Origin of the sequence: Streptomyces sp. NPDC094143 (assembly GCF_040303825.1) — a bacterium.
Taxonomy (GTDB): Bacteria; Actinomycetota; Actinomycetes; order Streptomycetales; family Streptomycetaceae; genus Streptomyces.
Map to the genome: position 1 here is coordinate 179,007 of NZ_JBEOTZ010000004.1, position 24,547 is coordinate 203,553.

The window sequence follows — 24,547 nt, forward strand, 5'->3', positions numbered from 1 at the left end:
CCGCGCCCCGCCCGGCGCGTACGGACGGGTGAGGCGCGGGCCCGCGGGAGTTCAGTGGCCGACGGGGGGCGCGAAGCAACCTGTCTCCAGGTAGGGGCCGTTGGCCCGCGCGTCGACGTTCGACGGCTGCACGAACGCGGTGACGCAGGCGTCGTCGTGGACGCGCAGCGCGACGCGCGTCCCCTCGGGCGTGACGTAGCGGCCGTCCTCGTAGCGCGAGAGCATCTCCGTCACGGTGAGGGTCCCGCCGAGCCGGGTGCCGTCCGCGCCGACGCGCTCCTCCTCGTAGCCGAGCCGGAGCAGGGCCGCTTTCACGGAGGCCGGGTCCCACCGCTCCTGCTTCCACAGCCGTCGCAGGACCGGCCTGATCCGGTCCGCCTCCCGCTCGGCGTCCCGCGCGTGCCCGGGGGACATCTCGCCCGGCCGGCGGTGGGCGTTGTTCTCGTTGTGGTGCGGGGCGCCGTCGCCGGCCCCGGGTTCCACGTACGGCGACGCCCCCAGGGCGGTGGGTGAGGGCGGTCCGCCGGACGGGCCCGGGGCGGTCCCGCGCTGCGCGTCCGAGGCGCGCAGCTCACCGCATCCGGTGAGGGCCAGGGCCCCCGCGAGGGCCAGGGTGGCGGCGAGCGGGGCACGGCGCGCGGCCGTCGAGGTGGGCATGGGGCCACCCTCTCATCAGGAGCCGCCGCCCGGGCACGCCGTCAGGTCCGGGTCCGCACGGAGGGCCGCCCCCTGGGTTTCATGGGCGAGCCCCGGGTGGACGTCCTCGAACTGAACAGCGCCATCGCGGCGTTGACCGCGCGGGCCCGTCAGGCGTACGCCGTCCAGTCCACGATCGGCACGGCCGCGCCGGCGGCCTCCCTGCCGCGGCAGTGGGCATGGTGCCTGCGGGCGATGCCGTCCAGGTCGATCCGGGAGCCGAAGGCGGGGTGGGCGGCCAGCCGGCGCGCGTAGGCCCACAGGCGGGGGTGGCCGGTGATCCGGTGCACCGCGGCGGCGTCCAGGTGGTGGCGGTGCACGGTGTCCAGCTGCAGCAGCGTCGCCCACACCTGCACGTCGGCGAGGGTCGGCCCGTCGCCGAGGAGGTACTGCCGCCCGTCGAGCCGCCGCTCCAGCTCGTCCAGCGCGTCCAGCAGCGTGGCCAGCGCGGTGTCGCGGGCCACGGGGTCGCCGTCCCACCGCCCGGCGCGCTGGGCGGCCGCGGCGATGCCCCGCTCGCAGAGCCGGGCCACCTCTTCGACGGCCTCCTCGGCGCCGCGCGGGTGCAGGTCGGGACCGTCGCCGCCGAACCGCCGCGCGAGGTCGCGCAGGATGTCGGGGGCGTGGGTGCTGACGATCCGTCCGGTCCAGCCGTCGCTGAGCACCGGTGCGGCGGCCGGCCCGGGGTGCTGGTGGGCGCTGGCCTCGTACAGCGGGCGCAGGGCCCGGTGTCCCCCGCCGGGCGCGTCGGGCACGGCCGGCAGCAGCGTCACCGGGACGGTGTCGTCGAGGCCGAGCAGGCCGTGGACGACGGCGATCTGCACGGAGTGCGGACACGACAGGGCGAGGTGCAGCCGGTAGCGGCGGGACGCGGCGTAGTAGCCGCTGCGCGCGTCACGGCCGATCCTGCTCCGGAAGGTCGGCACGGCGGTCGGGAAGGTGGCGGACATGCGTCTCCCTGGGGGCTCGGTCACGGGCGGACGACGGCGACGGCGCGCGGCGGCCGGGCGCCGCGGGCGGCGACGGGCGACTCGCCGCGCTGCACACCCGCACCAGGTCGATGTGGCGGCGTGATGTCAGCCGGGGCAGTGACCGCAGGACGATACGGACGATGTCGCTCCCGAGGTCCGCTGCGCCCATGATTTCCCTACCGATTCCCTAGGATTCCTCTACGGAGTGTCGGGCCGTGGCGACGGCGCGTCAAGGGGCCCGTCCCGGGGGCCGGGAGCGCGCCACCGCCCCCGGCCCCGCGGGCGCCGGGTCACCGCTCGTCGCGCAGGCGGGCCGCCAGGGCGGTCAGCGCCTCGGTCTCCTCCGTGTGTCCCAGGGCGGTCAGCCGGGCGACCGCCGCGTCGAGGCGGGTGAGGGCGGGGGCGGGGCGTTCCAGGTAGATGCCCTCCACGGCGCCCGCGAGGCGTACGCACTCGGCCCATTCGCCGGCACGGTCGCCGTCCGCGCCCGGCTCGCCGAGCAGGGCGAGGGCCTTGTCCAGGGCGGCCAGCGACTCCTCGTGGGCACCGGCGTAGGCGTTGACCCGCCCGTGTTCGTAGGCCAGGGCCGTGTCCAGCGGGCGGCCGTGCGCCTCGTACCCGGCGGCGCGGGCCTCGTCGGCGAGGCGGGCGGCGTCGGCCAGGAAGGCGCGGGCGCCGGTCAGGCCGTCGGGGCCCTGCTGCTGGGCCTGGAGCCGGGCGAGTTCGCGCAGGCAGTTGCTGAGCAGTTCGTAGCGCGGGTCCCGGGCGTGGGCGGCGAGCGCCTGACCGGCGGCCTCCCGGGCCCGTCCGAACTCACCGGACTCACCGAGGAGTACGGCCGTCTCGGCGGCGATCATGGCGTGGCTGCCCGGGTCGTCGTCCCAGCCGGCCGACTCGGCCGCGAGGGCGGCGAACTCCGCCGTGGCGGCCTTGAGGTCCTCCCCCGCGTGCAGCGCGCGAGCGCGGGTCAGGCGCAGTTGGGCGACGAGCCGGTCGTCCAGCTCCCCGGCGGCGACGTCCGGTTCGGCGAGCAGGGAGTCGAGCAGCGCGATGCAGTCCTCGACGCGGCCGAGGTCGAGGCTGAGCTGGGCCGCGTTGCTGTAGGCGCAGTACGCGTCCGTCCGGCTGCCGCGGCGCAGCTCCAGCTCCGCCGAGCGGGTCAGGTGCCGCAGGGCCTCGTCGGGGCGGCCCAGGTGCATGCAGGCCTCGGCCAGATCACCGTGGAGGCGGGCGGTGTCGATCGCGTCGGCGGGCCAGTCGGCGGCCAGGCGCAGGCCCTCGGAGAGGTCGGCGTGCGCCCCCTCGGCGTCCCGGAGACCGAGCCGGAGCCGGCCGCGCAGGCCGAGGGTGCGGGGCAGGTGCCAGTCGGGTCCCTGGGCCTTGAGCCGGTCCAGCAGGGCGTCGGTCTCGGTGACCGCGGCGGGCAGGTCCCCGGAGATGGCGAAGGTGCCGGCCCGCAGCAGCAGGGCGCCGGAGACCTGCCCGGTGATGCCGTGCCGGCCGGCGAACGCGTGCAGCAGGTCCGCCTCGGCGAGGACGGGCGCGACGTGCTCCTCGCTGCCCGTGGTCTGCAGGCGCAGGGCGAGCGCGGTCGCGCGCAGCCGCAGCAGACGGGCCTCCTGGTGCGGGGTGAGGCCCGGGGTCTGCTCGTGCATGCGGACGATCGACGCGTGGGCCGCCGTCAACGCGGCGGCCTTGGCCTCGCTCGCGCCGTCGCCCTCGACGGGGAGTTCGGCGGTGGCCAGCAGGGCGCAGGCGCGGGAGATCGCCGCGTGGCCCGGCAGGCCGGCGTCGTCGAACAGGGCTGCCGCCTCCTCGTGGAGGGCGGCGGCCTCGGCGTACTCGTCCCTCTCCCCCACCCGGGCCGCCTCGTCGTTCAGCAGGTCCGCGCGTAGCCGGGCCGGTGGGCCGACGGCCGCGTCGTCGGGGTGGGCGTAGTCGCGGGCGGCGACGAGGGTGCGCAGGCGGGCCCAGCAGGCCCGCGCGTCCGGGTGCCCCAGCTCGTCCAGCTCCCGTGCCCTGAGGATGAGTTCGGGCAGCGCCTCGGGGACGGCGGCGGCCGTACGGGCGGTGGGGGTGGCGGCCGGGGCGGCCGGGGCCAGCTCGTCCAGGGCGCGGGTGCGCAGCGTCAGTTCGAGCGCGTCCACGAGCGGGGTGCGCTCGAGCCGGGCGCGGCGGCGGTCGGCGTGGGTCGTGGTGCCGTTGCGGGCGTCGAAGCGGGCGGCGAGGTCGTCGGCACGGCCGCCGGCCTCGGCGCGCAGGCCGGAGACCGTCCAGGTGCGGCCCGCGTATCCGGCGGCGGGCAGGTCGCCGTGGCCGAGCGACTCGACGCGCCGCAGGAGGACCTCCACGCCGGTGAGGAAGTCGAGCTGGTCCAGCGGCGAGTCGACCTCGTCGAACAGATTGCGGTTCTCGGCGAGCAGTTCCAGGCCGCGCGCCTCGTTGCCGGTGAGCGCGCAGAACTCCAGGTGCCGGCCGACCTCCGCCGACATCGAGGGGTTGCGGCGGCAGCCGCGGTAGCCGGCCAGGTGCAGTTCGCGCGCCCGGTCGGCGCGGCCGGTGCGCAGCAGGGGCAGCAGGGCGTGCGAGACGGAACGCGCCGGCTCCTCCTGGCAGGACTCCCTGCCCGCAAGGACGGGCTCCCAGGCGCGCAGCGCCCGCTCGTCGTCGCCCGCGGCGAGGCGGTACAGGGCCCGCTGGCACGTCTCGCAGGCCTCGCAGTCGCTGAGCCGGGTGCGGGCGCGGGCCGCCCACAGCTCGTAGGCGAGGGTGGTGTCCTCACCGACGTGGGCGGCGAGCTGGTACGCCTGCCCGTAGTAGGGCTGGAGGCCGAGCCCTTCCTTCTCGTAGCGGTCGCGCATCTCCGTCAGCCACTGGCGCAGGCTGGCCAGCGGTATCTCGGGCAGCTGGCGCAGGGCGTGGGCCACCCACTTGAACCGCCAGAACAGCTGGTGGCGCAGGCGCTCGTCGAAGACGTCGGGCTGCTCGTCGAAGAGGGTGAGCAGCCGGGCGAAGACGACGGGCGACTTGCGGGGCTCGGAGCCGTAGGTGTACGCCTCCTGCAGTTCGAGGAGGGCGTGGACGAGCGGGACGGGCTCGTCGAACTGCTCGGCGGCGTCGACGAGTTCCTCGGCGGTGAGGGTGCGGGTGCGGCCGTAGGGACGCTGGTCGTTCTCCTGGAGCGCCTGGTACAGCTCGTCGGTGGTCTGGGGTGTGGTCGGCATCGTCAGCTGTCCTTGCGGAGGGCGTGGGCGAGAAGGTCGAGGAAGGAGCGGTTGATCAGGCTCGACTCGGCGGGCCGTAGCGGGCGACGGGACAGCATCGCGGCCTGCCCGTAGAGGGCTTCGGCGCTGGTGCGGGCCAGCTCGGGCTCGTCGATGGTGACGGCGGTGCGGACCAGCGGGTTGAGCTGGTTGAGGATCAGCTGGGCCCGCGGGGCCTCCTGGCGCAGCGCGCCGAGGATGTCGCCCCACAGCCCGCCCTCCTGCTCCCGGGCGAGCCGGGAGCGGGTGCGCTCGTGCCGGGCCTCGCGGCTGTCGACGAGCAGGGCGGGGGCCGAGGCCGGCTGGAAGGTGCGCAGCGCCACGTCGCAGTCGAAGACGGCGAGGGCGTCACGGGCCTGCGCGAGGTAGGCCGCGGCGGCGAGTTCCGTCTCGCGGTCGACGGGGTCGAGGTGGGCGGTGAGGGTCGCCGGGTCGAGGTCGGCGACGGTGGCCTCGGGCCTGATCTCGGGCAGCCGGTGGACCAGTTCGCGGTCGTAGGTGTAGCCGCCGTTGACGACGCCGAGTCCGGCGGCCGAGGCGATCGCCGCGACCTGCCGGAACTCCTCCACACTCGACGTCACGAGCACCGTGCGGTGGGTGCGCGCGAACTCGTCGAGGGTGGTGTGCCCGTCGGTGGTCTCGAACGGCAGCCAGGGCAGCAGCATCCGCAGGATCCGGTCGTCGTGCACGGCGAGCGACTTCACGGCCAGGTGGTGGGCCTGGAGGAAGCGGTGCAGCAGATCCGGGTCGCTGGCGGCGGCCCGGGCGATCCAGTCGCGCAGCCGTTCGGCGAGGGCGTCGCGCACGGCGGCGAGGGTGTCGTCCTCGTACAGGGACTCGCGGGACGCCGTCGGGCGCAGGCTCTCGGCGTCGACGACGCAGCGGACGAAGAACGCCCAATCGGGCAGGATCTCCTCGGCCTGCTCGGAGAGCAGCATGCCCTTGACGTGCATGCGATGGCCGTGACGGCGTCCGGCCGGGACCGTCTCGGGCAGCACGCAGGCGATGCCCTTCAGGCCGACGGCCGGCAGGTCCAGCTCGATGGTGTCCAGCGGCGTGAAGCCGAAGACCTCCTCGCCGTACGCGGCCAGGGCGCGGGAGCGGGCTCCCGGCGTGGGGTGGGTGCGCGCCCAGGGCGCGGGCTCGGGGTTGACGGACGCGCCCGGGGCGCCGGGTCCGGCCGTGCCGTCGTCGAAGGTCACCGGGTGGCGCAGCAGGGAGCCGAAGTGGCGGGCCAGTGCGTGCACCTGCGCCGGGCGGGTCCACTCGCCCGCGTCGGCGCGGGGGGTCAGCGTGACCGTGGTGCCGGGCCGGGGGCGGGCGGTGGCGGGCAGGGTGCGGACGGTGTAGCTGCCGTCGCCGCGCCCGCGCCACTCCACGGCCGGGGCGTGCGCGGTGCGGGCGGAGCGGCTGAGGACGTGGATCTCGTCGGCGACCAGGAAGCAGGAGAGCAGGCCGATGCCGAACTGTCCGATGAAGTCGCCGCGCTGCTCGGCGATGCCCTCGGCGCGCTTGCTGCTGCGGCCGATGGTGGCGAGGAAGCGGTGCACGTCGGCCTCGGTGAGACCGACGCCGTCGTCCTCGACGCGGACCACCGCGCCGTCGGCGTACAGGCGCACGCCGAAGGCGCCGGTGGGGGCGTCCGGTTCGAGGGTGTGCCGGGCGGTCAGCGCGTCCACCGCGTTCTGCATGAGTTCACGCAGGTAGACGCGGGGGCTGGAGTAGAGGTGGTGGGAGAGGAGGTCGACGAGGCCGCGCAGATCCACCTGGAAGGTGCGGTCGGCGCCGGCCGGGGTCGCGGCGGTGTCGGGAGGAGTCATCGGGCGGTTCCGGGGGTGGGAGACGGGTGAGGTGACCAGGTGCGGGCCGCACGGGGCCGGACGGGTCCGGTGGTTGCCCGGGCGTTCCGGGGCCGGTGCGGAGTGCGCCGACGGCCCGCCCGGCACTCGGGTGCGGCGGTGACAGCCGTGCCCGGGCTCGGCGGGGAGCCGTATCGGGCTCGCTGGGGAGCCGTACGCGGGCTCGCCGGGGCGGGGTTTCGTGAGCCGGGCCTCGTGGTGGGGCGGAGGCCGCACCTCGCGGCGGTGTCGGGGCTCAGCCCTTGCGACCGCGGCGGGCTCAGCCCGTGCGACGCGGCGGGCTCAGGCCTTGCGGTGGTGGCGGGCGAACTGCTTTTCGGGGTCCGCGAAGTACGTCCAGGGCCACTTGGTGTAGGCGCCGTCCAGGGTCCGGAAGACCCGCCGGACGGTGTGCCGCTCACCGGCCAGCGACAGGGCCATGGCGAACATGTTGAAGTCGTGCTGCCAGCCCGGGCGCCACACGTACGCGGGGTGGAGGATGCTGTGGTCGGCGGCCTCGCGCAACTGGGCCCGGATCTCGTCGGTTTCGAGGTGGTCCCCGCGGTCCGCCTCGACCCACTCCTCGATGTACGCCATGGCGATCACACAGCCGAGGCGGTGTCCGTGCGGGGCGCGGGAGAACACCTCCTGGGCGTACGCCAGGGCCTGCCCCGGCTCGCCGCCCCAGCGGGGCTGCAACTGCGACAGCCACTCCAGATGGGTCTCCAGGTCCAGCGGGTCGCGGCGCAGGGCGGCGTCGAGCCGGGTCTCGTTGACGGCGGAGCCCAGCGACATCCCGCGGCCCGAGGTGAGGAGCCGACGCCACGGCGTGACCCAGTCGGGGCGCAGCTCGGCGGCCTCCAGCAGGTGCTCCTCGGCGATCCGGAGCCGCTCGTGGAAGATCCGCCACTGCTCCTGCGTGACGTCCACGGCGCGTGCGGCGGTGCGGGCCTCCCAGCCCCAGCTGACGTGGCGCGTCCCGGAGATCAGCAGGGCGGTCGCCCGGTGCTCCTTGTCCTCCTCGACGGCCCGGACGATCTAGTCCTGCACCCCGTCCAGGTCGGCGAGTTCGCCCAGGACCTGGTGGTCGCGGCCGAGGTCGAAGGGGGCCAGCGCCGCCTTGACGGCGTCCCAGTCGCCCGCGTCGGCCGCCTCCACCAGGGCGAGCACCCGCGCGTCGCCGAGCGCGCGCAGCGTGTACATCCCGTTCCTCTGTCTGCGCGGGACGGGAAGGGCGTGCGGATCCTCCGCGGGTCTCTCCTCGCCCCTGCCGAACAGCCTGCCGAACATGCCGCGCCCTCCCCTGGTCCCGCGTGATCGTTCGGAGCAGCATAGACGGCACCTACGACAGCGCTTCCACAGGGTTTTCACCAGGGCTTCACGCCGCGGGCCGCTCCTCGGTGTCCAGGTCTGCGTACACGATGTGGTGGTCCGAGTACGGGCTCGGCTGCACCCGGTGGCCGAGGGCGGTGATGCCGCGCAGGAAGACGTAGTCGAACCTGAGCTGCCAGTCGGTGGTCGGCTCGCAGCCGCCGGTGGCCGGGGGACGGCACCGGGAGTCCGCCTCCACGGCCAGTTGCTGCACCGGCGTGAGTTCGGGGGCGCCCGGCACGGCGTTGAAGTCGCCGATGAGGACGGCGCGTTCGTGCCGGGCAGCGGCCGCGGCCAGGATTCGGACCTGTGCCGCCCGGACCGTCTCCTGGCGTCGCTGGGCGAGGTGGGTGTTGAAGACCCGGACGGCTTCACCGTCCACGGTGGTGGTGACGGCCATGTACCCGCGGTCCTCGGAGCCGCCGTCGGGGTACTCCACACTGACGGCGTCCGTCATCGGTGCCGCGGAGAGGATCGCCTGGCCGAAGGCGCCCGGGCTCCACGGCGCTCCCCCGCACCGGCCCCACTTGCGCAGGACCGACCCGTACTCGACGTGGTAGACCAGCCCGTGCAGGTTCTTCAGATGCTCCCGGATGGCCTCGACGTCGCGGACGCACGCCTCCTGCATGCCGATGACCTGCGGAGCGTACGCGGCGATCGCCGCGGCCCGGTCGGCGTCGCCCGCGTCGCACGGGTTGCAGATGTTCCACGTCATGACCCGGTCCGGTACTACGTCCTTGACGGCTCCGACGGGCAGCGACGCGCCGAGCAGGGCACCGCTCGGCGCGCTGGGGCCGACGAGCACCATGCAGACGACGGTCATGACGCCCACGAGCCACCGCGCGCACCTTCCGAGCACCACAGCCTCCTCACACACCGGTCCTCCCATAGTGACCTGTGCGGCAGCGGTGTTCGGCCGGAACGGCAAGATCGACGAAGCGAGGGGCACCGACCATGAAGGTCGTCGTCATCGGTGCCGGTGTGCCGGGCGCGAGTGCCGCGAGGCATCTGTCCGCCGCCGGCGCGGAGGTGGTGCTGCTGGATCACCGGGGTGCCGGTGCGCCCACGAGCGCGACGACGTTCGCCTGGGTCAACTCCAACCGGAAGCACGATGTGAGCTCCCACAGGCTGAACGTCGCCGGGATGGAGGAGCACGCCAGGCTCGCCGAGCGGCTGCCGGGGCCGAGGTCGTACTTCCCGAGCGGAGCCCTGCACTGGGCCGACGAGGCGAGCGAACAGCGGCTGGTGAGCAATGTGGAACGGCTGCGGTCCCTCGGCTACCCGGCGCACCGGGTCACGCCCGGGGAAGCGGGGCGGATCGCGGGCGGCCTGCGCATCCCGGCGACCGTCACGGCCGTCGCGCACTTCCCCGGCGAGGGATACGTGCTGCCCGGCCTCTTCCTGGCGGGCCTGCCGTCGAATGCCGAGCGGCACGGCACGCGGTTCGCGCCGGGTGAGGCCGTGGGCATCGACGACGGGCCGGGCGGAGTGTCCCTCGCCCTGGCCGGAGGCGGAGTCGTCCGGGGCGATCGAGTCGTCCTGGCGGCGGGCCGCTGGACGGAGCGGCTGGCCGCACGGGCCGGGATCGACATCCCGATGGTGACGGACACCGCCCGCGGATCGCAGCCGGTGGGCCTGCTCGGCTACGTCCGTCACCGGCGCTCGGCCTGCGCCGCGTGATCCATGGCCCCGGCCTCAACCTCCGCCCCGTGGCGGGCGGGCAGATTACTCATGGCGCACAACCTAATCCGGCGGACGTCTCCGCGTCAGCGCGTCACCCGGCCGTGCACCCCGCGCGCGCAAGCCGGCCGCTCGGCACCGCCGGAGTCGGAAAACAGTAGCGGGGCAGTGAGGTCACCCGGCGGGCGATCGACGTCGTCCAGGGGTTGCTCCGGCAGCTATTGGACCCGCTGGGCGGTCTCGACAGCGCGCGAGCCAAGGAGGTCACGCGCGCTCTGACGGTCCTGCTCGACACACCCCTCGAGCCCTTCGGCGAGCATGAGACGGAGCAGCCGTGACCACCACCGCACCCTCGCTCGACCCCCGCGTCATCGCCCTGGGCCACTACGCCGGGCGCGCGATCCTGGAGACCCTGCCGGCCCGGCACGGCGTCACCTTCCAGCAGTCCGTCACCCTCCGGCTCGCCGCCGCCGCCGACGGGCCGCTCGGCCGCGACCGGCTCGCCGACGGTGTCACCGGCGCCCTGAAGACCGGACCGGCGCCGGCGCACGGCGTGATCGACGAGCTGATCGCCGCGCGGCTGCCGGCTCCGGAGGGGACGTCGGACGGGCGGATCACGGAGGCCGGGCGGGAGCCGTACGCCAGGACCTCCGGCGAGACGGCACCGATCACCGCCCGCGTCCACCACGGCATCCCCGAGGAGGAACCGGCCGTCGCCGGCCGGGTGCTGAGCCTGATCACCGAGCGCGCCGACGCCGAGCCGGCCGCCCCGTCCGGCAGCTCCGGCCAGTAGTGGAATATTGAATCAATAGGCGCGGTTGACGGCCTCGAAGGAGGTCACCAGTGAACACGACCTACGAGCCGGCCTACTACGACCACGGAACTCCGGCGGAGCGCTGGGAGCGCGCGCAGCTGTTCTTCGACGCCCAGGACTACGCCGCCGCCGCGCGCGTCCTGGTCGGGCTGGTCGAGGAGGCGCCCGAGCAGACCGGGCCGCGGCTGCTGCTGGCCCGCGCCTACTACCACTCGGCGCAACTGCGCCGCGCCGAGGCCGAGTTGCGGACCATTGTCGAGCAGGACCCGGTCGAGCACTACGCCCGGCTGATGCTCGGCCGTACGCTCCAGCGGCAGAGCCGGCACGACGAGGCCGAGCCGCACCTGCGGGTCGCCGCCGCGCTCGCCGGTGACTTCGCCGGGCTCTGACCGGCACGGACACGACGACGGGTGCCCGGCTCCGACGAAGGGAGCCGGGCACCCGTGCGTGCACGCCTCCCTACCGCGCCGGGGTTCCGGTCCCGTACGTCCGCCGCCCCCGCCGGTGCGCGATCTCGCCCAGCAGGATGTCGACGGCGAGGAAGACGGCCAGCGGGATGCCGAACAGCGGCAGGAAGTAACCGAGTACGGCGACCCCCGCCAGCAGCGGCACCAGGATCTGCGGCGGCGCGTGCTGCCAGGCGCCGCGCGGCACCGGCCGTCCGAAGGCGCTGCCGCGGCCGCGCTGCCACCACATGCGGTAGCCCCAGACGATCAGCAGGACGAGAAAGAGCGCGAGCACCATCAGCAGGATCTGGTTGGCGAGGCCGAACAGGATGCCCGTGTGCAGGTCGATGCCCCAGCGGGTGAGCTTCGCGAGCACCGGGAAGTCGGCGAACCGCAGGACGTCGGTGACCTCGCCGCTCGCCGGGTCGATCGCCACGGAGTCCTGCTCGGTGGGCCAGCTGCGCTGCACCTGCCGGACGACGTACGCCGAGTTCGCGTCGGCGGGCGGCACGATCTCCACCGGGTCGCCGAGGCCCTCGGCCCGTGCCGCCGCCAGGACCTTGTCCAGGCCCACGCCGTGCGCGGCGTCACCGGCCCGCCCGGCGGCGGCACCGTGGCCGGAGTGTTCGCCGCCCGCCGCCGACACCGAGGGGGTGGCCTGGCCGAGGGGGTGCGCAGCTCGTCGATGGTGGCACCGGCGTACGCCGACCAGGTGAGACCGGTGGCCGAGAGGAAGAAGAACCCGGCCGCCGCCCAGACGCCGACGCCACCGTGCAGTGCGAGCGTGCGGCGCCGCCCCGTCGTGCCCCGCACCTTGCGCCGGGCCCGGCGGCGGGAGAACCACAGCACCAGCCCGCCGGCCGAGATCACCCACAGCCAGCTGGCCGCCAGTTCGCTGTACAGCCGCCCGCCCTCCCCCAGGTGCAGGTCCCGGTGGAACTTGTCGATCCAGGTGCGCAGGGGCAGTGCACCGGTCGAGCCGTACTGTTCGAGGGCGCCGCGCACCTCGGCGGTGTACGGGTCCACGAACACGGCGAGCGTGTGGTCCTCGTCGACGCCCGGGACGCCGGACAGCAGCACCCTGGTCGTCGCGTCGGCCTCGGGCGAGGGGCGTACGGCGGCGACGGTGCCCTGGGGATGGGCCGCGCGGGCGGCGGCGACCTGCTCGCTGACGGGCAGCTTCTCCCGGCCGGCGGGGACGGTGAGTTCGTGGTCGTACACGATCTTCTCGGCCTGGAAGGAGGCGGCGTACAGCAGGCCGGTGACGGCGGCGACGAGGAGGAACGGCGCCACCAGCACGCCGGCGTAGAAGTGCAGGCGCAGGACCAGCGGGCGCAGGGGTGCCCAACTGCTCCTCGACGGGGCCGGGGTGGCTGGCTGCGGGGCCTCGTCCGTGGTGGTCGAGGGAGCGGTGGTCATCGGCGGGCTTCTCCGGGGGACGTCTTGGGCCGTTGCGGTCCAGTAGTCGGGGCGCGGGGCCGTCCGGTTCCCGGAGCATGAGTGTGTCGTGCGCCACACGGCGGCGGCCGGTCCGTGTCATCCTGACGCGATGGGAACTCCGAGCGATCGCGCACCCCTGGCCGAGCGGGTCGAGGAACTCCTCGCGGGCGACGGCCCGTTGACCGTCGTCGCCGCGGGGGACCCGGTGCTGCGGCGCGGCACCGAGCCGTACGACGGGCAGTTGGGCCCCGCGCTGCTGGCCCGGTTCGTCGAGGCGCTGCGGGTCACGATGCGCGCGGCGCCCGGGGTCGGCCTGGCGGCACCGCAGGTGGGGGTGGAGCTGCGGATCGCGGTGATCGAGGACCCGGCGCCGGTGCCGGAGGAGGTGCGGCTCGCGCGCGGGCGGGTGCCGCAGCCGTTCCGGGTGCTGGTCAACCCCGCCTACGCGCCCGCCGGTGAGGCGCGGGCCGCGTTCTTCGAGGGCTGCTTGAGCGTGCCGGGCTGGCAGGCGGTCGTCGCGCGGCCCGCCGCGGTGCGACTGACCGGCCAGGACGAGCGGGGGCGGGCCCTCGACGAGGTGGTGACCGGCTGGCCCGCCCGGATCGTGCAGCACGAGACGGACCATCTCGACGGCGTGCTGTACCTGGACCGCGCCGAGCCGAGGTCGCTCTCGTCCCACCAGGCGGTGGCCGAGCGCTGGGCGCAGCCCACACCTCAGGAGGCGGCGCGGGCCCTCGGCTTCGAACTGCCGTAGGGCGGTGAACAGCCGGTCCTGGCAGCGGTGGACACCTGCCCCGGCGCGGTCGTCACGGTCACGCACGACGAACGCGCCGTCCGGGCACCGCGTCCGGCCCGGGTGCCGGCCGGCTCAGCTGTCCCGGTACGCCTCCAGCAGGCGCAGCCACACCTCGCTGATGGTCGGGTAGGAGGGGACGGCGTGCCACAGGCGGTCGACCGGGACCCGGCCGGCGACGGCGATCGTCGCGGAGTGGATGAGTTCGCCGACGCCCGGGCCGACGAGGGTCACGCCGCGCAGGATCTCGTCCTCGACGTCGACGACCATGCGGGCACGGCCCCGGTAGCCGTCGGCGTACAGGCCTGCCCCGGCGACGGAGGACAGGTCCACGTCGACGGCCTTCACCCGGTGCCCCGCCTGCTCGGCCTCGGCGAGGGAGAGGCCGACCGCCGCCGCCTCCGGGTCGGTGAAGACGACCTGCGGGACGGCGGCGTGGTCGGCGGTGGCCGCGTGGGCGCCCCAGGGCTGGGCGGCGAGGTCCTCGCCGGCGGCCCGGGCGGCGATGGCGGCGCCCGCGATGCGGGCCTGATACTTGCCCTGGTGGGTGAGGAGGGCGCGGTGGTTGACGTCGCCGACCGCGTAGAGCCAGTCGTGGCCGGTCACCCGGAGGCTGTCGTCGACCGGCAGCCAGGAGCCGGGGTCGAGGCCGATCGTCTCCAGGCCGATGTCGTCGGTGCGCGGGGCGCGGCCGGTGGCGAAGAGGATCTCGTCGGCCTCGATGCGGTCGCCACCGTCCGTGACCGCCACGACGGTGCCGTTCTCGCGCGTCACCGACTCCACGGACGTGCCGGTGCGGACGTCCGCGCCGGCCTCGGTGAGCGCCTCGGCGACCAGTTCCCCGGCGAAGGGCTCCATCCTGGGGAGCAGGCCCTTGCCCCGCACCAGCAGGGTGACCCGCGAACCGAGCGCCTGCCAGACGGTGGCCATCTCGGTGGCGACCACGCCGCCGCCGACGACGATCAGCCGGCCGGGCACGGTCTTGGAACTGGTGGCCTCCCGGCTGGTCCAGGGCTTGACGGCGTCGAGCCCGGGCAGCGGGGGCAGGGCGGCGCGGCTGCCGGTGCAGACCGCCACGGCGTGCCGGGCGGTCAGGACGCGCTCGGTGCCGTCCGGGCCGGTGACCGTCACCGTGCGGGGGCCGGTGAGCCGCCCGTGGCCGCGGTACAGGTCGGCGCCGATGGAGTCGAGCCAGCCGACCTGGCCGTCGTCCGTCCAGTTCGAGGTGTAGTAGTCGCGGTGGGCGAGGACCGCGGACGCGTCGAGAGGGCCCTGCACCGCCTGGCTCAGGCCCGGCACGCGGCGGGCGTCCGCCCGGGCGATGACCGGCCGCAGCAGGGCCTTGCTGGGCATGCACGCCCAGTACGAGCACTCCCCGCCGACCAGTTCGCTCTCCACGACCGCGGTGGTCAGGCCGGCCGCGCGGGTGCGGTCGGCGACGTTCTCCCCCACGGGCCCGGCCCCGAGCACCACGACGTCGTACGCGTTGGTTTCCGTTTCCGTCATGGGGTCAGTCTGGTGGGTGGTGTGCGCCCTGGCCACACGGGTAGGGGCGCGGAATACGTGCCCGGCCGGCCGTGTTGTGCCGACGGCCTGACCCCACCCAGGAAGAGGGATGTACGCCATGAGCAGCACCGTGGAGCTCACCAAGGAGAACTTCGACCAGACGGTCACGGACAACGAGTTCGTCCTGATCGACTTCTGGGCGTCCTGGTGCGGGCCGTGCAGGCAGTTCGCGCCGGTCTACGAGAAGGCGGCGGAGGAGAACCCGGACCTGGTGTTCGGCAAGGTGGACACCGAGGCGCAGCCGGAGCTGGCCGCGGCCTTCGGCATCCAGTCGATCCCGACGCTGATGATCGTCCGGGACCAGGTCGCCGTGTTCGCCCAGCCGGGCGCGCTGCCCGAGGCCGCTCTGACGGACGTCATCGGGCAGGCCCGGAACCTGGACATGGACGAGGTCCGCAAGGCGATCGCCGAGCAGCAGGCCCAGCAGCCGCAGCAGCCGGCCGAGTGACGGCCGCCGACAGCGGACCCCGGTCCCGCGAGGGCGGTGCCTAGAAGGGATACGGAGCCACGTCTCCGCGTACCGTCGTCCAGCGCAGTTCGGTGAAGGCCTCCAGGTTGGCCTCGCCGCCGAAGCGGGCGCCGGTGCCGGAGGCGGCCACTCCGCCGAAGGGCGCCACGGCCTCGTCGTTCACCGTCTGGTCGTTGATGTGGACGATGCCGGTCGGGATCCGCTCGGCGAGGTCCAGGCCACGGGCCGGGTCGCGGGTGACGATGCCCAGGGACAGTCCGTAGGGGCTCTGCGCCGCCAGCGCCGCCGCCTCGTCCGCGCTGCCGAAGGAGCGGACGGGTGCCACCGGACCGAAGACCTCCTCGGTGTAGGCCGGGGTGCGGTCGTCGACGTGGGCCAGGACCGTCGGCCGGTAGAACAGCTTCTCGTGGGTGCCGCCGGCGGCGACCTTGGCGCCCGCGGCCCTGCTGGAGTCGACCAGGCCGCTGATCTTGGCGAGCTGGCCCGAGTCGATGATGGGACCGAGGTGGACCTGGTCCCGGTACGGGTCGCCCACGGCGAGCGACTCGGCCTTGGCGGCGAGCCGCTCGACGTACTCGTCGTACAGGGACGCGTGCACCAGGTGGCGCCCGGTGGTCATGCAGATCTGGCCCTGGTGGAAGAACGAGCCCCAGGCGGCCGTGGAGATCACCGCGTCGAGGTCGGCGTCCTCCAGCACGATCATGGCGGAGTTTCCACCCAGTTCCAGGTGCGCCCGCTTCAGGTGGCGCCCGGCGGCCTCGCCCACGGCCCGTCCGGCGGCGGTGGAGCCGGTGAACGAGACGACCGGCACGCGCGGGTCGGCGACCAGGGCCTGCCCGGCGTCGGGGCCGCCGGGCAGCACGTGCAGCAACTCCTCCGGCAGGCCCGCGGCGGCGAACACCGCGGCGAGGGCCAGCCCGCCGCAGACGGCCGTGCGCGGATCGGACTTGAGCAGCACCGCGTTGCCCAGCGCCAGGGCGGGCGCGACCGACCGGATGGACAGGATCAGCGGCGCGTTGAACGGGGCGATGACCCCCACCACCCCGGCCGGGACACGGCGGGTGTACGACAGCCGCGGCGCCTCGCTGGGGAGCACCTGGCCGGCCGGGCGGGAGGCGAGGGCTGCGGCCTCGTAGCACTCCTGGGCGGCGACGTGCAGCTCGAAGTCGGCCTTGCCCGGGACGGAACCGGACTCGCGGACGAGCCATTCACGCAGCTCCGCGGCGTGCTCGGCGAACAGGTCACCCGCCTTGCGGAGCACGGCGGCGCGGGCGGAGTGCGGGGCGCGCGCCCAGGCGCGCTGGGCCCCGGCGGCCCGTGCGGCGGCGGTCTCGACGTCCTCGGGGCGGGCGAGGGCGAGGCTGCCGAGGGCCTGGCCGGTGGCGGGCTCGGTGACGGTGTACCCGGGCCCCGTGAGGGTGCCGGGCTGCCAGGTGCTGGCGTCGAGCAACGGCATGACGGCTCTCCGATCGATCGGTCACCGGCTGACGGGTGGGCGGACGTCCCGTACGTGCGCGGCCGGTTCGGCGGTCACGGGGCGGAGCGCGTGGACCGGTCGCGGTCGGGTGTGCCGCGGTCCGCGTGCTCGCATGCCCCCATTTTGTTGATCATGCAACATCCTAGCCCTGCGGCGTCGCGGAAGCCCGGTCACCGGCCGCCCGCCGGAGCGTCGCGCCCGGTCAGCTGGACTCCCGGCGCAACACCGTCGCCCCCAGTGCCTTGTGGGTCTCGGGCTGCGTTCCGGGCGTGCGCACCGCGCGGTCGACGAGTTCGGCGAGTTCCCGGCCCGAGGGCAGCTCCAGGTGGACGGTGCTCAGGCGCGGTCGCAGCAGCCGGCCCAGCATCAGATCGTCCGCGCCGATCACGGCGGTCTCCTCGGGGATGCGGACGCCCTCGTCCTGCAGGGCCCGCATCAGCAGCATCGCGTACTCGTCGTTGTAGGTGAACACGGCGTCCAGGCCCAGGTCGCGCCAGCGGCCGGCGAGGCGGGCCGCCGCCTGTTCGTCGTAGGCGAGGGGCAGTTCGGTGACGGTGGCGCCGGTGCCCCGCACGGCCTGGCGGACCCCGTCGAGCCGGGGCGCGGAGAACGCGTCGAGGCCGGGCTCCTGCGGGACGACCACGCCGATCCGGCGGCGGCCGCGGTCGTAGAGGTGGGCGCCCGCGCTGTGGCCGACGGCGTCGTGGTCCATGAGCAGGGCGTGCGCGCCCTCGATGGTCTCGGGGCCGAGGGTGACCACGGCCCGGGCGCCGGAGCGCTTGAGCACCGCGACCCCGCGGGGGCCGAGTCCGGAGCCGGGGACGAGGACGGCGACGGGCCGCAGCTCGGCCCAGGTCCGGGCGGCCTCGTCGCCGTGCGGGCCGCCGGTGCCGTACTGCACGACCGTGTAGTCCAGGGTGGAGAGCGCGCCCTGGAGGTCGGTGAGGAAGCGGCTGTAGAGCGGGCCGACGGGGAAGGTCGGCGCTGGGATCAGGACCATGCGGCTGTGCCCGGCGCGCAGGCTGCGGGCGGCCGCGTGCGGGACGTACCCGAGTTCCCGCGCGGCGTCGTGGACACGGCGGCGGGTGGGTTCGCTGATCCGTACGGCGCTGGTGTTGTTGAGGACGTAGGAGACGGTCGCGCGCGAGACGCCGGCCAGGCGGGCCACGTCGGCGCTCGTGGGCACGGAGCGCGACAACGCGGGGGACGGGGGCGCGGGCGTTTTCGGTATCTGCACCATGACGACGGCATCTTGGCAGAAGCGCCAACGCGCCCTTTCGGCGGGGGAGTTGTGAGAATGCCGTGAGCGTTCACGGCCGACGGCGCGTCCTCAGCCCGAGCGGCCGGTCCCGGTGACCCGGTCGACCAGGTCGATCCACGCGTCCTCCAGCCGGGCCAGGGGCAGCCCGCACTGCTTGGTCAGGTGGTGGACCAGGGCCGGATCCAGCTGGCCCATCAGCGTGTGGGAGAGGAGTTCGCAGTCCGCCTCCGGGACCGCCTGCCGCAGCAGCATCTCGATGTGGTGGCGCAGCACCCGGCGGGCCGGCGACATGTAGCGGCGGTTCGCCCCGGGCTCCGCGGCCAGCTGCAGCTCCAGGTCGTCGGTCGAGCGCCGCAGCATCGCGCGGCCGAACGCCCGCAGCCGCTCCACGGGGGGCGCGCCGGGGCCCAGCGGCGGCGGACCGCCGAGGAACGCGGCCTGGAACTGCTTCTCGGAGTGGTCCAGCAGCGCCGTCAGCAGGCCCGTGCGGTCGCCGAACCGGCGGAACACCGTGCCCTTGCCGACGCAGGCCGCCGCGGCCACCGCCTCCATCGTGACGCCCTCGGCGCCGCGCTCCGCGACCAGCCGCGCGGCGGCCTCCAGCAGGCGGGCCCGGTTGCGCGCGGCGTCGGCGCGCAGGCACGGCTCGTCCGCCTCCAGGGCGGTGCCGAGCTGGAGCAGCTCGGGATGGCCGACGTCCTGGGGCGTCGGGAAGGGCGGCGGGACGGTGGACATGAAGCCAGCGTAAAGCATCGGGAACAAAAACTGGACCGCGGTCCGGTTAGGATGCTAGAACATTAAACGGACCTCGGTCCGGATCGTGACGGCAGTGTTTCACTGCAGTTTTCTCTACGTGGGAGTCAGCATGTCTGTTCGTTTCCTCGCCCTCGTCGGCAGCCTGCGCGCCGGTTCGCACAACCGCCAGCTCGCCGAGGCCGCGGTCAAGCTCGCCCCGGAGGGTGCCGAGGTGAACCTCTTCGAGGGGCTCGCCGACATCCCGTTCTACAACGAGGACATCGACGTCGAGGGCAGCGTCCCGGCCGCCGCCGCACGGCTGCGTGAGGCCGCGAACGCCGCGGACGGCCTGATCCTCTTCACGCCGGAGTACAACGGCACCATTCCGGCCGTCCTGAAGAACGCGATCGACTGGCTGTCCCGCCCGTACGGCGCCGGTGCGCTCACCGGGAAGCCGGTCGTCGTGGTCGGCACCGCGTTCGGCCAGTACGGCGGTGTCTGGGCCCACGACGAGACCCGCAAGGCCGTGGGCATCGCCGGCGGCAAGGTGCTCGAGGACGTCAAGCTGTCCATCCCGGGCTCGCTGACCCGTTTCGCCGAGACGCACCCGTCCGACGACGCCGAGGTCGCGGCACAGCTGACGGAGGTCATCGCCCGCCTGCACGGGCACGCCACGGCGCCGGCCGCCGCCTGAGCGGCACGAGCCGCCGCCGTGGAGGGGCCGGGGCCGTGTGCGGCCCCGGCCCCTCCCGCGTGTCCATGTCCCCGGGCGGAGAAGCGGGGGCGCGCGGCGGCGGTGCCCGTGCGGCGCCGGGTGCGGGATGCGTCGTGGCCGGTCGCGCAGTTCCCCGCGCCCCTGAGGGCGCCCGCGCCGGGCCTCAGGAGACCGCCTGGGGAACCACCTCACGCGCGGACGCGTGGATCGGCCGGTCGGTACCCGTCAGGGGCGTGCCCGTGCCGCCGTGCCGTGCGGCGATGATCTCCGCCGCGATGGACACCGCGGTCTCCTCGGGCGTCCGGGCGCCCAGGTCCAGGCCGATCGGGGACCTCAGCCGGGCCAGCTCGGACGCGCTCACGCCCTCCTCGCGCAGCCGCCGGGCGCGGTCCTCGTGCGTGCGGCGCGAGCCCATGGCCCCGACGTACGCGACCGGCAGCCGCAGTGCCTCCTTCAGCAGCGGCACGTCGAACTTGGCGTCGTGGGTGAGCACGCAGAGCACCGTCCGCCGGTCGGTCCGGGTGCCGCGCAGGTAGCGGTCGGGCCAGTCCACGACGATCTCGTCGGCGTCCGGGAAGCGGGCCCGGGTCGCGAAGACCGGGCGCGCGTCGCAGACCGTGACGTGGTAGCCGAGGAACTTGCCCGCGCCGACCAGCGCCGACGCGAAGTCGATCGCGCCGAAGACGATCATGCGGGGCGGCGGTACGGCCGACTCGACGAGCAGGGTGAGACCGCCCGGGCAGTGCGAGCCGTCCTCGGACAGCTCGACCGTGCCGGTGCGGCCGGTGTCCAGCAGGGCACGGGCCTCGGCGACGGCGGTGCGGTCCAGGGCGGGGTGGCCGCCGAGACCGCCCTCGTGCGTGCCGCCGGGGCGTACCAGCAGCGCCCCGCCGAGCAGTTCCGCCGGCCCGCGGATCACACGGGCCAGCGCCACGGGCTCACCGCGGTCGGCGGCCGACACGGCGGCGAACGCGGCGGCGGCCCGCGAGGGGCGGGGCACCGGCGGCGCCCCGGCCGACGGCGCCGCCGGATCCCCGGCCGGCTCCCCCGGACGCCCCGCCGCGAACGGGGTGATCATGACGTCGATCGTCCCACCGCAGGTCAGTCCGACCGCGAAGGCGTCCTCGTCGCTGTAGCCGAACCGCTCCACCCGCGTCTCGCCGTCGTGGAGGGCCTGGACGCACAGGTCGTACACCGCGCCCTCCACACACCCCCCGGAGACCGAGCCGATCGCGGTTCCGTCGCCCGAGACGGCCAGCGCGGCGCCCGGAGGGCGCGGGGCGCTGCCGCCGACGGCGACGACCGTGGCGACGGCGAACTCCCGGCCCTCCTCGATCCATTCCCGCAGCCGGCCGGCGAGATCAAGCATCGCCGCCCGCCAGCAGGACGCGGTCGGGACGGATCGGCAGGTTCCGGTGGCGGACGCCGGTGGCGTGCCACACCGCGTTGGCGACCGCCGCCGCGGCGCCGACGATGCCGACCTCGCCGATCCCCTTGATGCCGACCGGGTCGTCCGGGTCGGGGTCGTCGACCCAGTCGGCCTCGATGTGCGGGACGTCGGCGTGCGCGGCGACGTGGTAACCCGCGAGGTCGGCGCCGTACACGCCGCCACTGGTCCGGTCCCGGACGGCCTCCTCGTGCAGGGCCATGGACAGGCCCCAGATCATGCCTCCGACGAGCTGGTTGCGGGCGGTGAGCGGGTTGACGATGCGGCCGGCCGCGAAGACGCCCAGCATGCGGCGGACGCGCACCTCGCCGGTGGCCGGGTCCACGGCGACCTCGGCGAACTGCGCCCCGAACGCGTGCCGCTCCTTCTGCGCCAGGGCGCCGACGGCCTCGGTCGTGTTCGACCGCGCGGTGACGCCCTCGGGCGGGATGCCGGCGCCCGGCACGAGACTCCGGCGCAGCTCGTCGGCGGCGGCCGTGACGGCCCATGCCCAGGAGCGGGTGCCCATGGAGCCGCCGGCGATGATCGCCGGCCCGAGGTCGCTGTCGCCGATCCGCATCCGGATCCGGTCCGTCGGCACCTCCAGAGCGTCGGCGGCGACCAGGGTGAGCGCGGTGCGGGCGCCGGTGCCGATGTCCGCCGCGTTGATCCGCACGGTGTAGGTGCCGTCGGCCTCGGCGGTGACGGCCGCGGTGGACGGCATGGCCGTGGTCGGGAAGGAGGCCGCCGCGGTGCCGGTGCCGAGCAGCCAGCGCCCCTCGCGGCGCACTCCGGGCCGCGGGTCGCGCTCGGCCCAGCCGAACCTGCGGGCGCCCTCCCGGAAGCAGGCGATCAGGTTGCGGCTGCCGAAGGGCAGTCCGGAGACCGGTCCCACCGCGGGTTCGTTGCGCACGCGCAGCTCGATCGGGTCGAGGCCGAGCCGCTCGGCGAGCTCGTCGAGCGCCGACTCCAGCGCGAAGGAGCCCGGGGCCTCGCCGGGGGCGCGCATCCACGTCGGCGTCGGCACGTCGAGCCGCACGATGCGGCTGGCCGTGTGATGGGCGTCGGCGGCGTACATCGACCGTCCGGCCGCGGCGCTCGGTTCGACGAACTCGTGCACGGCCGAGGTGAGGTTGAGCGACCGGTGCTCCAGCACCCACAGCCGCCCGTCCGGATCGGCGCCGAGCCTGACCCGCTGCGCGGTGGGGCTGCGGTAGCCGGCGAGCGAGAACATCTGCCGGCGGGTCATCACCACCCGGACAGGGCGCTGCAGCACGGTCGCCGCCATCACGGCGGCCACCTGGTGGGCACGGACGCCCTTGCTGCCGAAGCCGCCGCCGACGTGCTCGGAGCGCACCCGCACGGAGGCCGGGTCGAGGGAGAACAGGCTCGCGAGTTCAGCGGCGACCCAGTTGGTGCCCTGGTTGGAGTCGACGACCTCCAGCCGGCCGCCCTCCCACCGGGCGGTCGCCGCGTGCGGCTCCATCGGGTTGTGGTGCTCCTCGGGCGTGGTGTACCGCTCGTCCACCACGACGGCGGACGCCGCGAGCCCCGCCTCCAGGTCGCCCTTCTCCACCACGGCCGGCAGATGCCCGTCGGCCGCGTAGGCCTCGGCGTCGCGCTCGGCGGAGAAGGCGACGTCGTGCGGTTGCCGGTCGTAGTGGACGACGAGGGCCTCGGCGGCCTCCCGCGCCTGCTCGGACGTCTCGGCGACGACCAGCGCCACGGGCCAGCCCCGGTGGGCCACCCGGTCGTTCTGGAAGAGGGCGACGGTCGGGTCCGGCGGGACGCCGAGCAGGCCGACGTAGTCGGTGGTGACGCGCGGGGCGTTGTGGTGGTGCAGGACGGCGAGCACACCGGGCATCGCGAGGACGGCCTCGGTGTCCACGGAACGGACCCGGCCGCGGGCGACGGTGGACAGCACCAGCCAGCCGTGCGCGAGGTCGGCGAAGGGGATCTCGCCCGCGTAGCGGGCCGCCCCGGTCACCTTGTCGCGGCCCTCCACGCGGGTGTGCGCGGTGCCGACGGCTCCCCGGGTGGCGGTGGTCATCGGGCGGCCTCCTCGGCGAGTTCGCTCAGGACGGCCACGACGAGGTTGCGCATCAGGATCACCTTGTATCCGTTGTGGGGCAGCGGCCGGGCGGCGGCCAGTTCGGCGTCCGCGGCGGCCGCGAAACTCTCCGCGTGCGCGGGGGTGCCGGTCAGGGCGCGCTCGGCCGCCCGGGCCCGCCAGGGGCGGGAGGCGACGGCGCCGAACGCCAGGCGCACGTCGTGCACGAGGCCGTCGCGCACGTCCAGGGCGGCGGCGACGGACCCGATCGCGAAGGCGTACGAGGCCCGCTCGCGGACCTTGCGGTAGCGGGAGTGGACCGCCACCGGGGCGGGCGGCAGCGTCACGCCGGTGATCAGCGCCCCCGGCGGCAGGACGGTCTCCCGGTGCGGGGTGTCCCCCACCGGCAGGTAGAAGTCGGCCAGCGCCACCTCGCCGGGCCCGTCCGCCGTCTCGTACGACACGACCGCGTCGAAGGCGGCCAGCGCCACGCCCATGTCGGAGGGGTGGGTCGCCACGCAGTGGTCGGAGGCGCCCAGGACCGCGTGGTTGTGGTGCTCGCCGGTGAGGGCGGGGCAGCCGCTGCCGGGGTCGCGCTTGTTGCAGGGCGAGCTGACGTCGGCGAAGTAGCCGCAGCGGGTGCGCTGGAGCAGGTTGCCGCCGACGGTGGCCATGTTGCGCAGCTGCCCCGAGGCCCCGGCCAGCACGGCCTGCGCCAGGGCCGGGTAGCGGCGCCGGACCTCCGGGTGGGCGGCCAGGTCGCTGTTGGTGACGGTGGCGCCGATGCGCAGGCCGCCGTCCGCGGTCGGCTCGATGTCGTCCAGGGGCAGTTCGCGGACGTCGACGAGGCGGGCGGGCCGTTCGACGCCGGTCTTCATCAGGTCGACCAGGTTGGTGCCGCCGCCCAGGAAGCGCGCGTCGGGGTCGCCGTCGAGCAGCGCCACCGCGCCGGAGACGTCGTGGGCCCGCTGGTAGCCGAATTCCCTCATGCGGCCGCTCCCTCGGACGCGGCGGCCCGGGCGACGGCCTGGACGATCGACACGTACGCGCCGCAGCGGCACAGGTTTCCGCTCATGCGTTCCCGTATCTCCTCGGGGGTCAGTGCGGGCGGCCCGGCCTCGGGCCGTACGTCGCCGGTGACCGCGCTCGGCCAGCCGGCCGCGTGCTCCTCGATCACGGCGATGGCCGAACAGATCTGCCCCGGTGTGCAGTAGCCGCACTGGAAGCCGTCGAGGTCCAGGAACGCCTGCTGCACCGGGTGCAGTTGCTCGCCCCGGGCCACGCCTTCGATGGTGGTGATCTCGCGTCCTTCGGCGGCGACGGCCAGTTGCAGGCAGGCCACGCTGCGGCGGCCGTCGACCAGGACGGTGCAGGCGCCGCACTGTCCCTGGTCACAGCCCTTCTTCGTGCCGGTCAGGTCCAGTCGTTCACGCAGCGCGTCGAGCAGGGTGGTGCGGTGGTCGACGGTCAGCGTGTACTTCTCGCCGTTGACGGACAGGGTGAGGTCGCTGGACGTCGATGGGGGCATGGAAGCCT

At 74.9% G+C, this 24,547-nt stretch carries 19 protein-coding genes and 2 pseudogenes; 6 read left to right on the forward strand and 15 right to left on the reverse strand.

The window, feature by feature from the left end:
- Positions 1–51: 51 nt before the first annotated feature.
- From ABTZ58_RS07375 to ABTZ58_RS07400, 6 genes and pseudogenes are all read right to left on the reverse strand, one after another.
- A complete protein-coding gene (locus ABTZ58_RS07375; RefSeq protein WP_351351490.1) occupies positions 52–657 on the reverse strand; it encodes a hypothetical protein in 606 nt (201 codons plus the stop codon).
- A 149-nt stretch (positions 658–806) separates the two neighbouring features.
- The gene (locus ABTZ58_RS07380; protein WP_351351493.1) at positions 807–1,646 is read right to left on the reverse strand and encodes a glutathione S-transferase C-terminal domain-containing protein; all 840 of its coding nucleotides are present in this window, start codon (positions 1,644–1,646) and stop codon (positions 807–809) included.
- A gap of 311 nt (positions 1,647–1,957) precedes the next feature.
- Positions 1,958–4,891: a hypothetical protein gene (locus tag ABTZ58_RS07385; RefSeq protein WP_351351496.1), complete on the reverse strand. Its 2,934-nt coding sequence runs from the start codon at positions 4,889–4,891 to the stop codon at positions 1,958–1,960.
- Positions 4,892–4,893: 2 nt separating this feature from the next.
- Positions 4,894–6,750 carry an HSP90 family protein gene (locus ABTZ58_RS07390; protein WP_351351499.1) on the reverse strand — a complete coding sequence of 619 codons (1,857 nt, stop codon included), beginning with the start codon at positions 6,748–6,750 and terminating at the stop codon, positions 4,894–4,896.
- 321 nt (positions 6,751–7,071) lie between these two features.
- Positions 7,072–8,058: pseudogene (locus ABTZ58_RS07395) on the reverse strand (hypothetical protein).
- A gap of 88 nt (positions 8,059–8,146) precedes the next feature.
- On the reverse strand, positions 8,147–9,028 hold the full coding sequence (locus ABTZ58_RS07400; RefSeq protein WP_351351502.1) for an endonuclease/exonuclease/phosphatase family protein: 882 nt from the start codon (positions 9,026–9,028) through the stop codon (positions 8,147–8,149).
- A gap of 65 nt (positions 9,029–9,093) precedes the next feature.
- On the opposite strand from ABTZ58_RS07400, the gene ABTZ58_RS07405 reads away from it, so the two are divergent.
- The 3 genes from ABTZ58_RS07405 to ABTZ58_RS07415 all read left to right on the forward strand — a co-directional run bounded on the left by ABTZ58_RS07405 (position 9,094) and on the right by ABTZ58_RS07415 (position 11,022).
- On the forward strand, positions 9,094–9,819 hold the full coding sequence (locus ABTZ58_RS07405) for an NAD(P)/FAD-dependent oxidoreductase (protein ID WP_351351505.1): 726 nt from the start codon (positions 9,094–9,096) through the stop codon (positions 9,817–9,819).
- 334 nt (positions 9,820–10,153) lie between these two features.
- Complete coding sequence (locus ABTZ58_RS07410) at positions 10,154–10,612, forward strand: winged helix DNA-binding protein (RefSeq protein WP_351351508.1); 459 nt, start codon at positions 10,154–10,156, stop codon at positions 10,610–10,612.
- 50 nt (positions 10,613–10,662) lie between these two features.
- Entirely contained in the window at positions 10,663–11,022 is a 360-nt protein-coding gene (locus ABTZ58_RS07415; RefSeq protein ID WP_351351511.1) for a tetratricopeptide repeat protein, read from the forward strand.
- 70 nt (positions 11,023–11,092) lie between these two features.
- Here the strand turns inward: ABTZ58_RS07415 and ABTZ58_RS07420 are convergent.
- A pseudogene (locus tag ABTZ58_RS07420) lies at positions 11,093–12,498 on the reverse strand (PepSY-associated TM helix domain-containing protein).
- A gap of 130 nt (positions 12,499–12,628) precedes the next feature.
- Between ABTZ58_RS07420 and ABTZ58_RS07425 the strand changes: the two are divergent.
- Entirely contained in the window at positions 12,629–13,273 is a 645-nt protein-coding gene (locus tag ABTZ58_RS07425) for a peptide deformylase (RefSeq protein ID WP_351351514.1), read from the forward strand.
- 114 nt (positions 13,274–13,387) lie between these two features.
- Here the strand turns inward: ABTZ58_RS07425 and ABTZ58_RS07430 are convergent, their stop codons facing one another.
- On the reverse strand, positions 13,388–14,818 hold the full coding sequence (locus ABTZ58_RS07430) for a dihydrolipoyl dehydrogenase family protein (protein WP_351351517.1): 1,431 nt from the start codon (positions 14,816–14,818) through the stop codon (positions 13,388–13,390).
- Positions 14,819–14,936: 118 nt separating this feature from the next.
- On the opposite strand from ABTZ58_RS07430, the gene trxA reads away from it, so the two are divergent.
- Positions 14,937–15,326 carry a thioredoxin gene (trxA, locus tag ABTZ58_RS07435; protein ID WP_311684496.1) on the forward strand — a complete coding sequence of 130 codons (390 nt, stop codon included), beginning with the start codon at positions 14,937–14,939 and terminating at the stop codon, positions 15,324–15,326.
- 40 nt (positions 15,327–15,366) lie between these two features.
- Here trxA and ABTZ58_RS07440 read toward each other — a convergent pair whose 3' ends face one another.
- From ABTZ58_RS07440 to ABTZ58_RS07450, 3 genes are all read right to left on the reverse strand, one after another.
- The gene (locus tag ABTZ58_RS07440) at positions 15,367–16,803 is read right to left on the reverse strand and encodes an aldehyde dehydrogenase family protein (protein ID WP_351351522.1); all 1,437 of its coding nucleotides are present in this window, start codon (positions 16,801–16,803) and stop codon (positions 15,367–15,369) included.
- A gap of 223 nt (positions 16,804–17,026) precedes the next feature.
- Positions 17,027–18,064 (reverse strand): LacI family DNA-binding transcriptional regulator, encoded by a 1,038-nt coding sequence (locus ABTZ58_RS07445; RefSeq protein ID WP_351351525.1) that lies wholly within the window; start codon positions 18,062–18,064, stop codon positions 17,027–17,029.
- A gap of 90 nt (positions 18,065–18,154) precedes the next feature.
- Positions 18,155–18,820: a TetR/AcrR family transcriptional regulator gene (locus ABTZ58_RS07450; protein WP_351351528.1), complete on the reverse strand. Its 666-nt coding sequence runs from the start codon at positions 18,818–18,820 to the stop codon at positions 18,155–18,157.
- 130 nt (positions 18,821–18,950) lie between these two features.
- On the opposite strand from ABTZ58_RS07450, the gene ABTZ58_RS07455 reads away from it, so the two are divergent.
- The gene (locus ABTZ58_RS07455; RefSeq protein WP_351351531.1) at positions 18,951–19,514 is read left to right on the forward strand and encodes an NAD(P)H-dependent oxidoreductase; all 564 of its coding nucleotides are present in this window, start codon (positions 18,951–18,953) and stop codon (positions 19,512–19,514) included.
- A gap of 184 nt (positions 19,515–19,698) precedes the next feature.
- On the opposite strand, the gene ABTZ58_RS07460 is transcribed toward ABTZ58_RS07455, so the two are convergent.
- From ABTZ58_RS07460 to ABTZ58_RS07475, 4 genes are read right to left on the reverse strand one after another with little or no spacing between them, the layout of a single operon-like run.
- Positions 19,699–20,904, reverse strand: a complete 1,206-nt coding sequence (locus ABTZ58_RS07460) for an XdhC family protein (RefSeq protein WP_351351534.1) — start codon at positions 20,902–20,904, stop codon at positions 19,699–19,701.
- Positions 20,897–23,011 carry a xanthine dehydrogenase family protein molybdopterin-binding subunit gene (locus ABTZ58_RS07465; protein ID WP_351351537.1) on the reverse strand — a complete coding sequence of 705 codons (2,115 nt, stop codon included), beginning with the start codon at positions 23,009–23,011 and terminating at the stop codon, positions 20,897–20,899. The genes ABTZ58_RS07460 and ABTZ58_RS07465 overlap by 8 nt, the downstream gene beginning before the upstream one ends.
- Positions 23,008–24,000, reverse strand: coding sequence for an FAD binding domain-containing protein (locus ABTZ58_RS07470; RefSeq protein WP_351351540.1), 993 nt, complete (start codon positions 23,998–24,000; stop codon positions 23,008–23,010). The genes ABTZ58_RS07465 and ABTZ58_RS07470 overlap by 4 nt, the downstream gene beginning before the upstream one ends.
- Positions 23,997–24,539 carry a 2Fe-2S iron-sulfur cluster-binding protein gene (locus tag ABTZ58_RS07475; RefSeq protein ID WP_351351543.1) on the reverse strand — a complete coding sequence of 181 codons (543 nt, stop codon included), beginning with the start codon at positions 24,537–24,539 and terminating at the stop codon, positions 23,997–23,999. The genes ABTZ58_RS07470 and ABTZ58_RS07475 overlap by 4 nt, the downstream gene beginning before the upstream one ends.
- Positions 24,540–24,547 lie beyond the last annotated feature (8 nt).

Bases quoted from the DNA above. Each gene is read 5' to 3' on its own strand.
- ABTZ58_RS07430 (WP_351351517.1), bottom strand. From the start codon at position 14,818: ATGACGGAAACGGAAACCAACGCGTACGACGTCGTGGTGCTCGGGGCC.
- ABTZ58_RS07425 (WP_351351514.1), top strand. From the start codon at position 12,629: ATGGGAACTCCGAGCGATCGCGCACCCCTGGCCGAGCGGGTCGAGGAA.
- ABTZ58_RS07475 (WP_351351543.1), bottom strand. From the start codon at position 24,539: ATGCCCCCATCGACGTCCAGCGACCTCACCCTGTCCGTCAACGGCGAG.
- ABTZ58_RS07470 (WP_351351540.1), bottom strand. From the start codon at position 24,000: ATGAGGGAATTCGGCTACCAGCGGGCCCACGACGTCTCCGGCGCGGTG.
- ABTZ58_RS07450 (WP_351351528.1), bottom strand. From the start codon at position 18,820: ATGTCCACCGTCCCGCCGCCCTTCCCGACGCCCCAGGACGTCGGCCAT.
- ABTZ58_RS07440 (WP_351351522.1), bottom strand. From the start codon at position 16,803: ATGCCGTTGCTCGACGCCAGCACCTGGCAGCCCGGCACCCTCACGGGG.
- ABTZ58_RS07390 (WP_351351499.1), bottom strand. From the start codon at position 6,750: ATGACTCCTCCCGACACCGCCGCGACCCCGGCCGGCGCCGACCGCACC.
- ABTZ58_RS07400 (WP_351351502.1), bottom strand. From the start codon at position 9,028: ATGGGAGGACCGGTGTGTGAGGAGGCTGTGGTGCTCGGAAGGTGCGCG.
- ABTZ58_RS07445 (WP_351351525.1), bottom strand. From the start codon at position 18,064: ATGGTGCAGATACCGAAAACGCCCGCGCCCCCGTCCCCCGCGTTGTCG.
- ABTZ58_RS07460 (WP_351351534.1), bottom strand. From the start codon at position 20,904: ATGCTTGATCTCGCCGGCCGGCTGCGGGAATGGATCGAGGAGGGCCGG.
- trxA (WP_311684496.1), top strand. From the start codon at position 14,937: ATGAGCAGCACCGTGGAGCTCACCAAGGAGAACTTCGACCAGACGGTC.
- ABTZ58_RS07375 (WP_351351490.1), bottom strand. From the start codon at position 657: ATGCCCACCTCGACGGCCGCGCGCCGTGCCCCGCTCGCCGCCACCCTG.
- ABTZ58_RS07385 (WP_351351496.1), bottom strand. From the start codon at position 4,891: ATGCCGACCACACCCCAGACCACCGACGAGCTGTACCAGGCGCTCCAG.
- ABTZ58_RS07405 (WP_351351505.1), top strand. From the start codon at position 9,094: ATGAAGGTCGTCGTCATCGGTGCCGGTGTGCCGGGCGCGAGTGCCGCG.
- ABTZ58_RS07455 (WP_351351531.1), top strand. From the start codon at position 18,951: ATGTCTGTTCGTTTCCTCGCCCTCGTCGGCAGCCTGCGCGCCGGTTCG.
- ABTZ58_RS07465 (WP_351351537.1), bottom strand. From the start codon at position 23,011: ATGACCACCGCCACCCGGGGAGCCGTCGGCACCGCGCACACCCGCGTG.
- ABTZ58_RS07380 (WP_351351493.1), bottom strand. From the start codon at position 1,646: ATGTCCGCCACCTTCCCGACCGCCGTGCCGACCTTCCGGAGCAGGATC.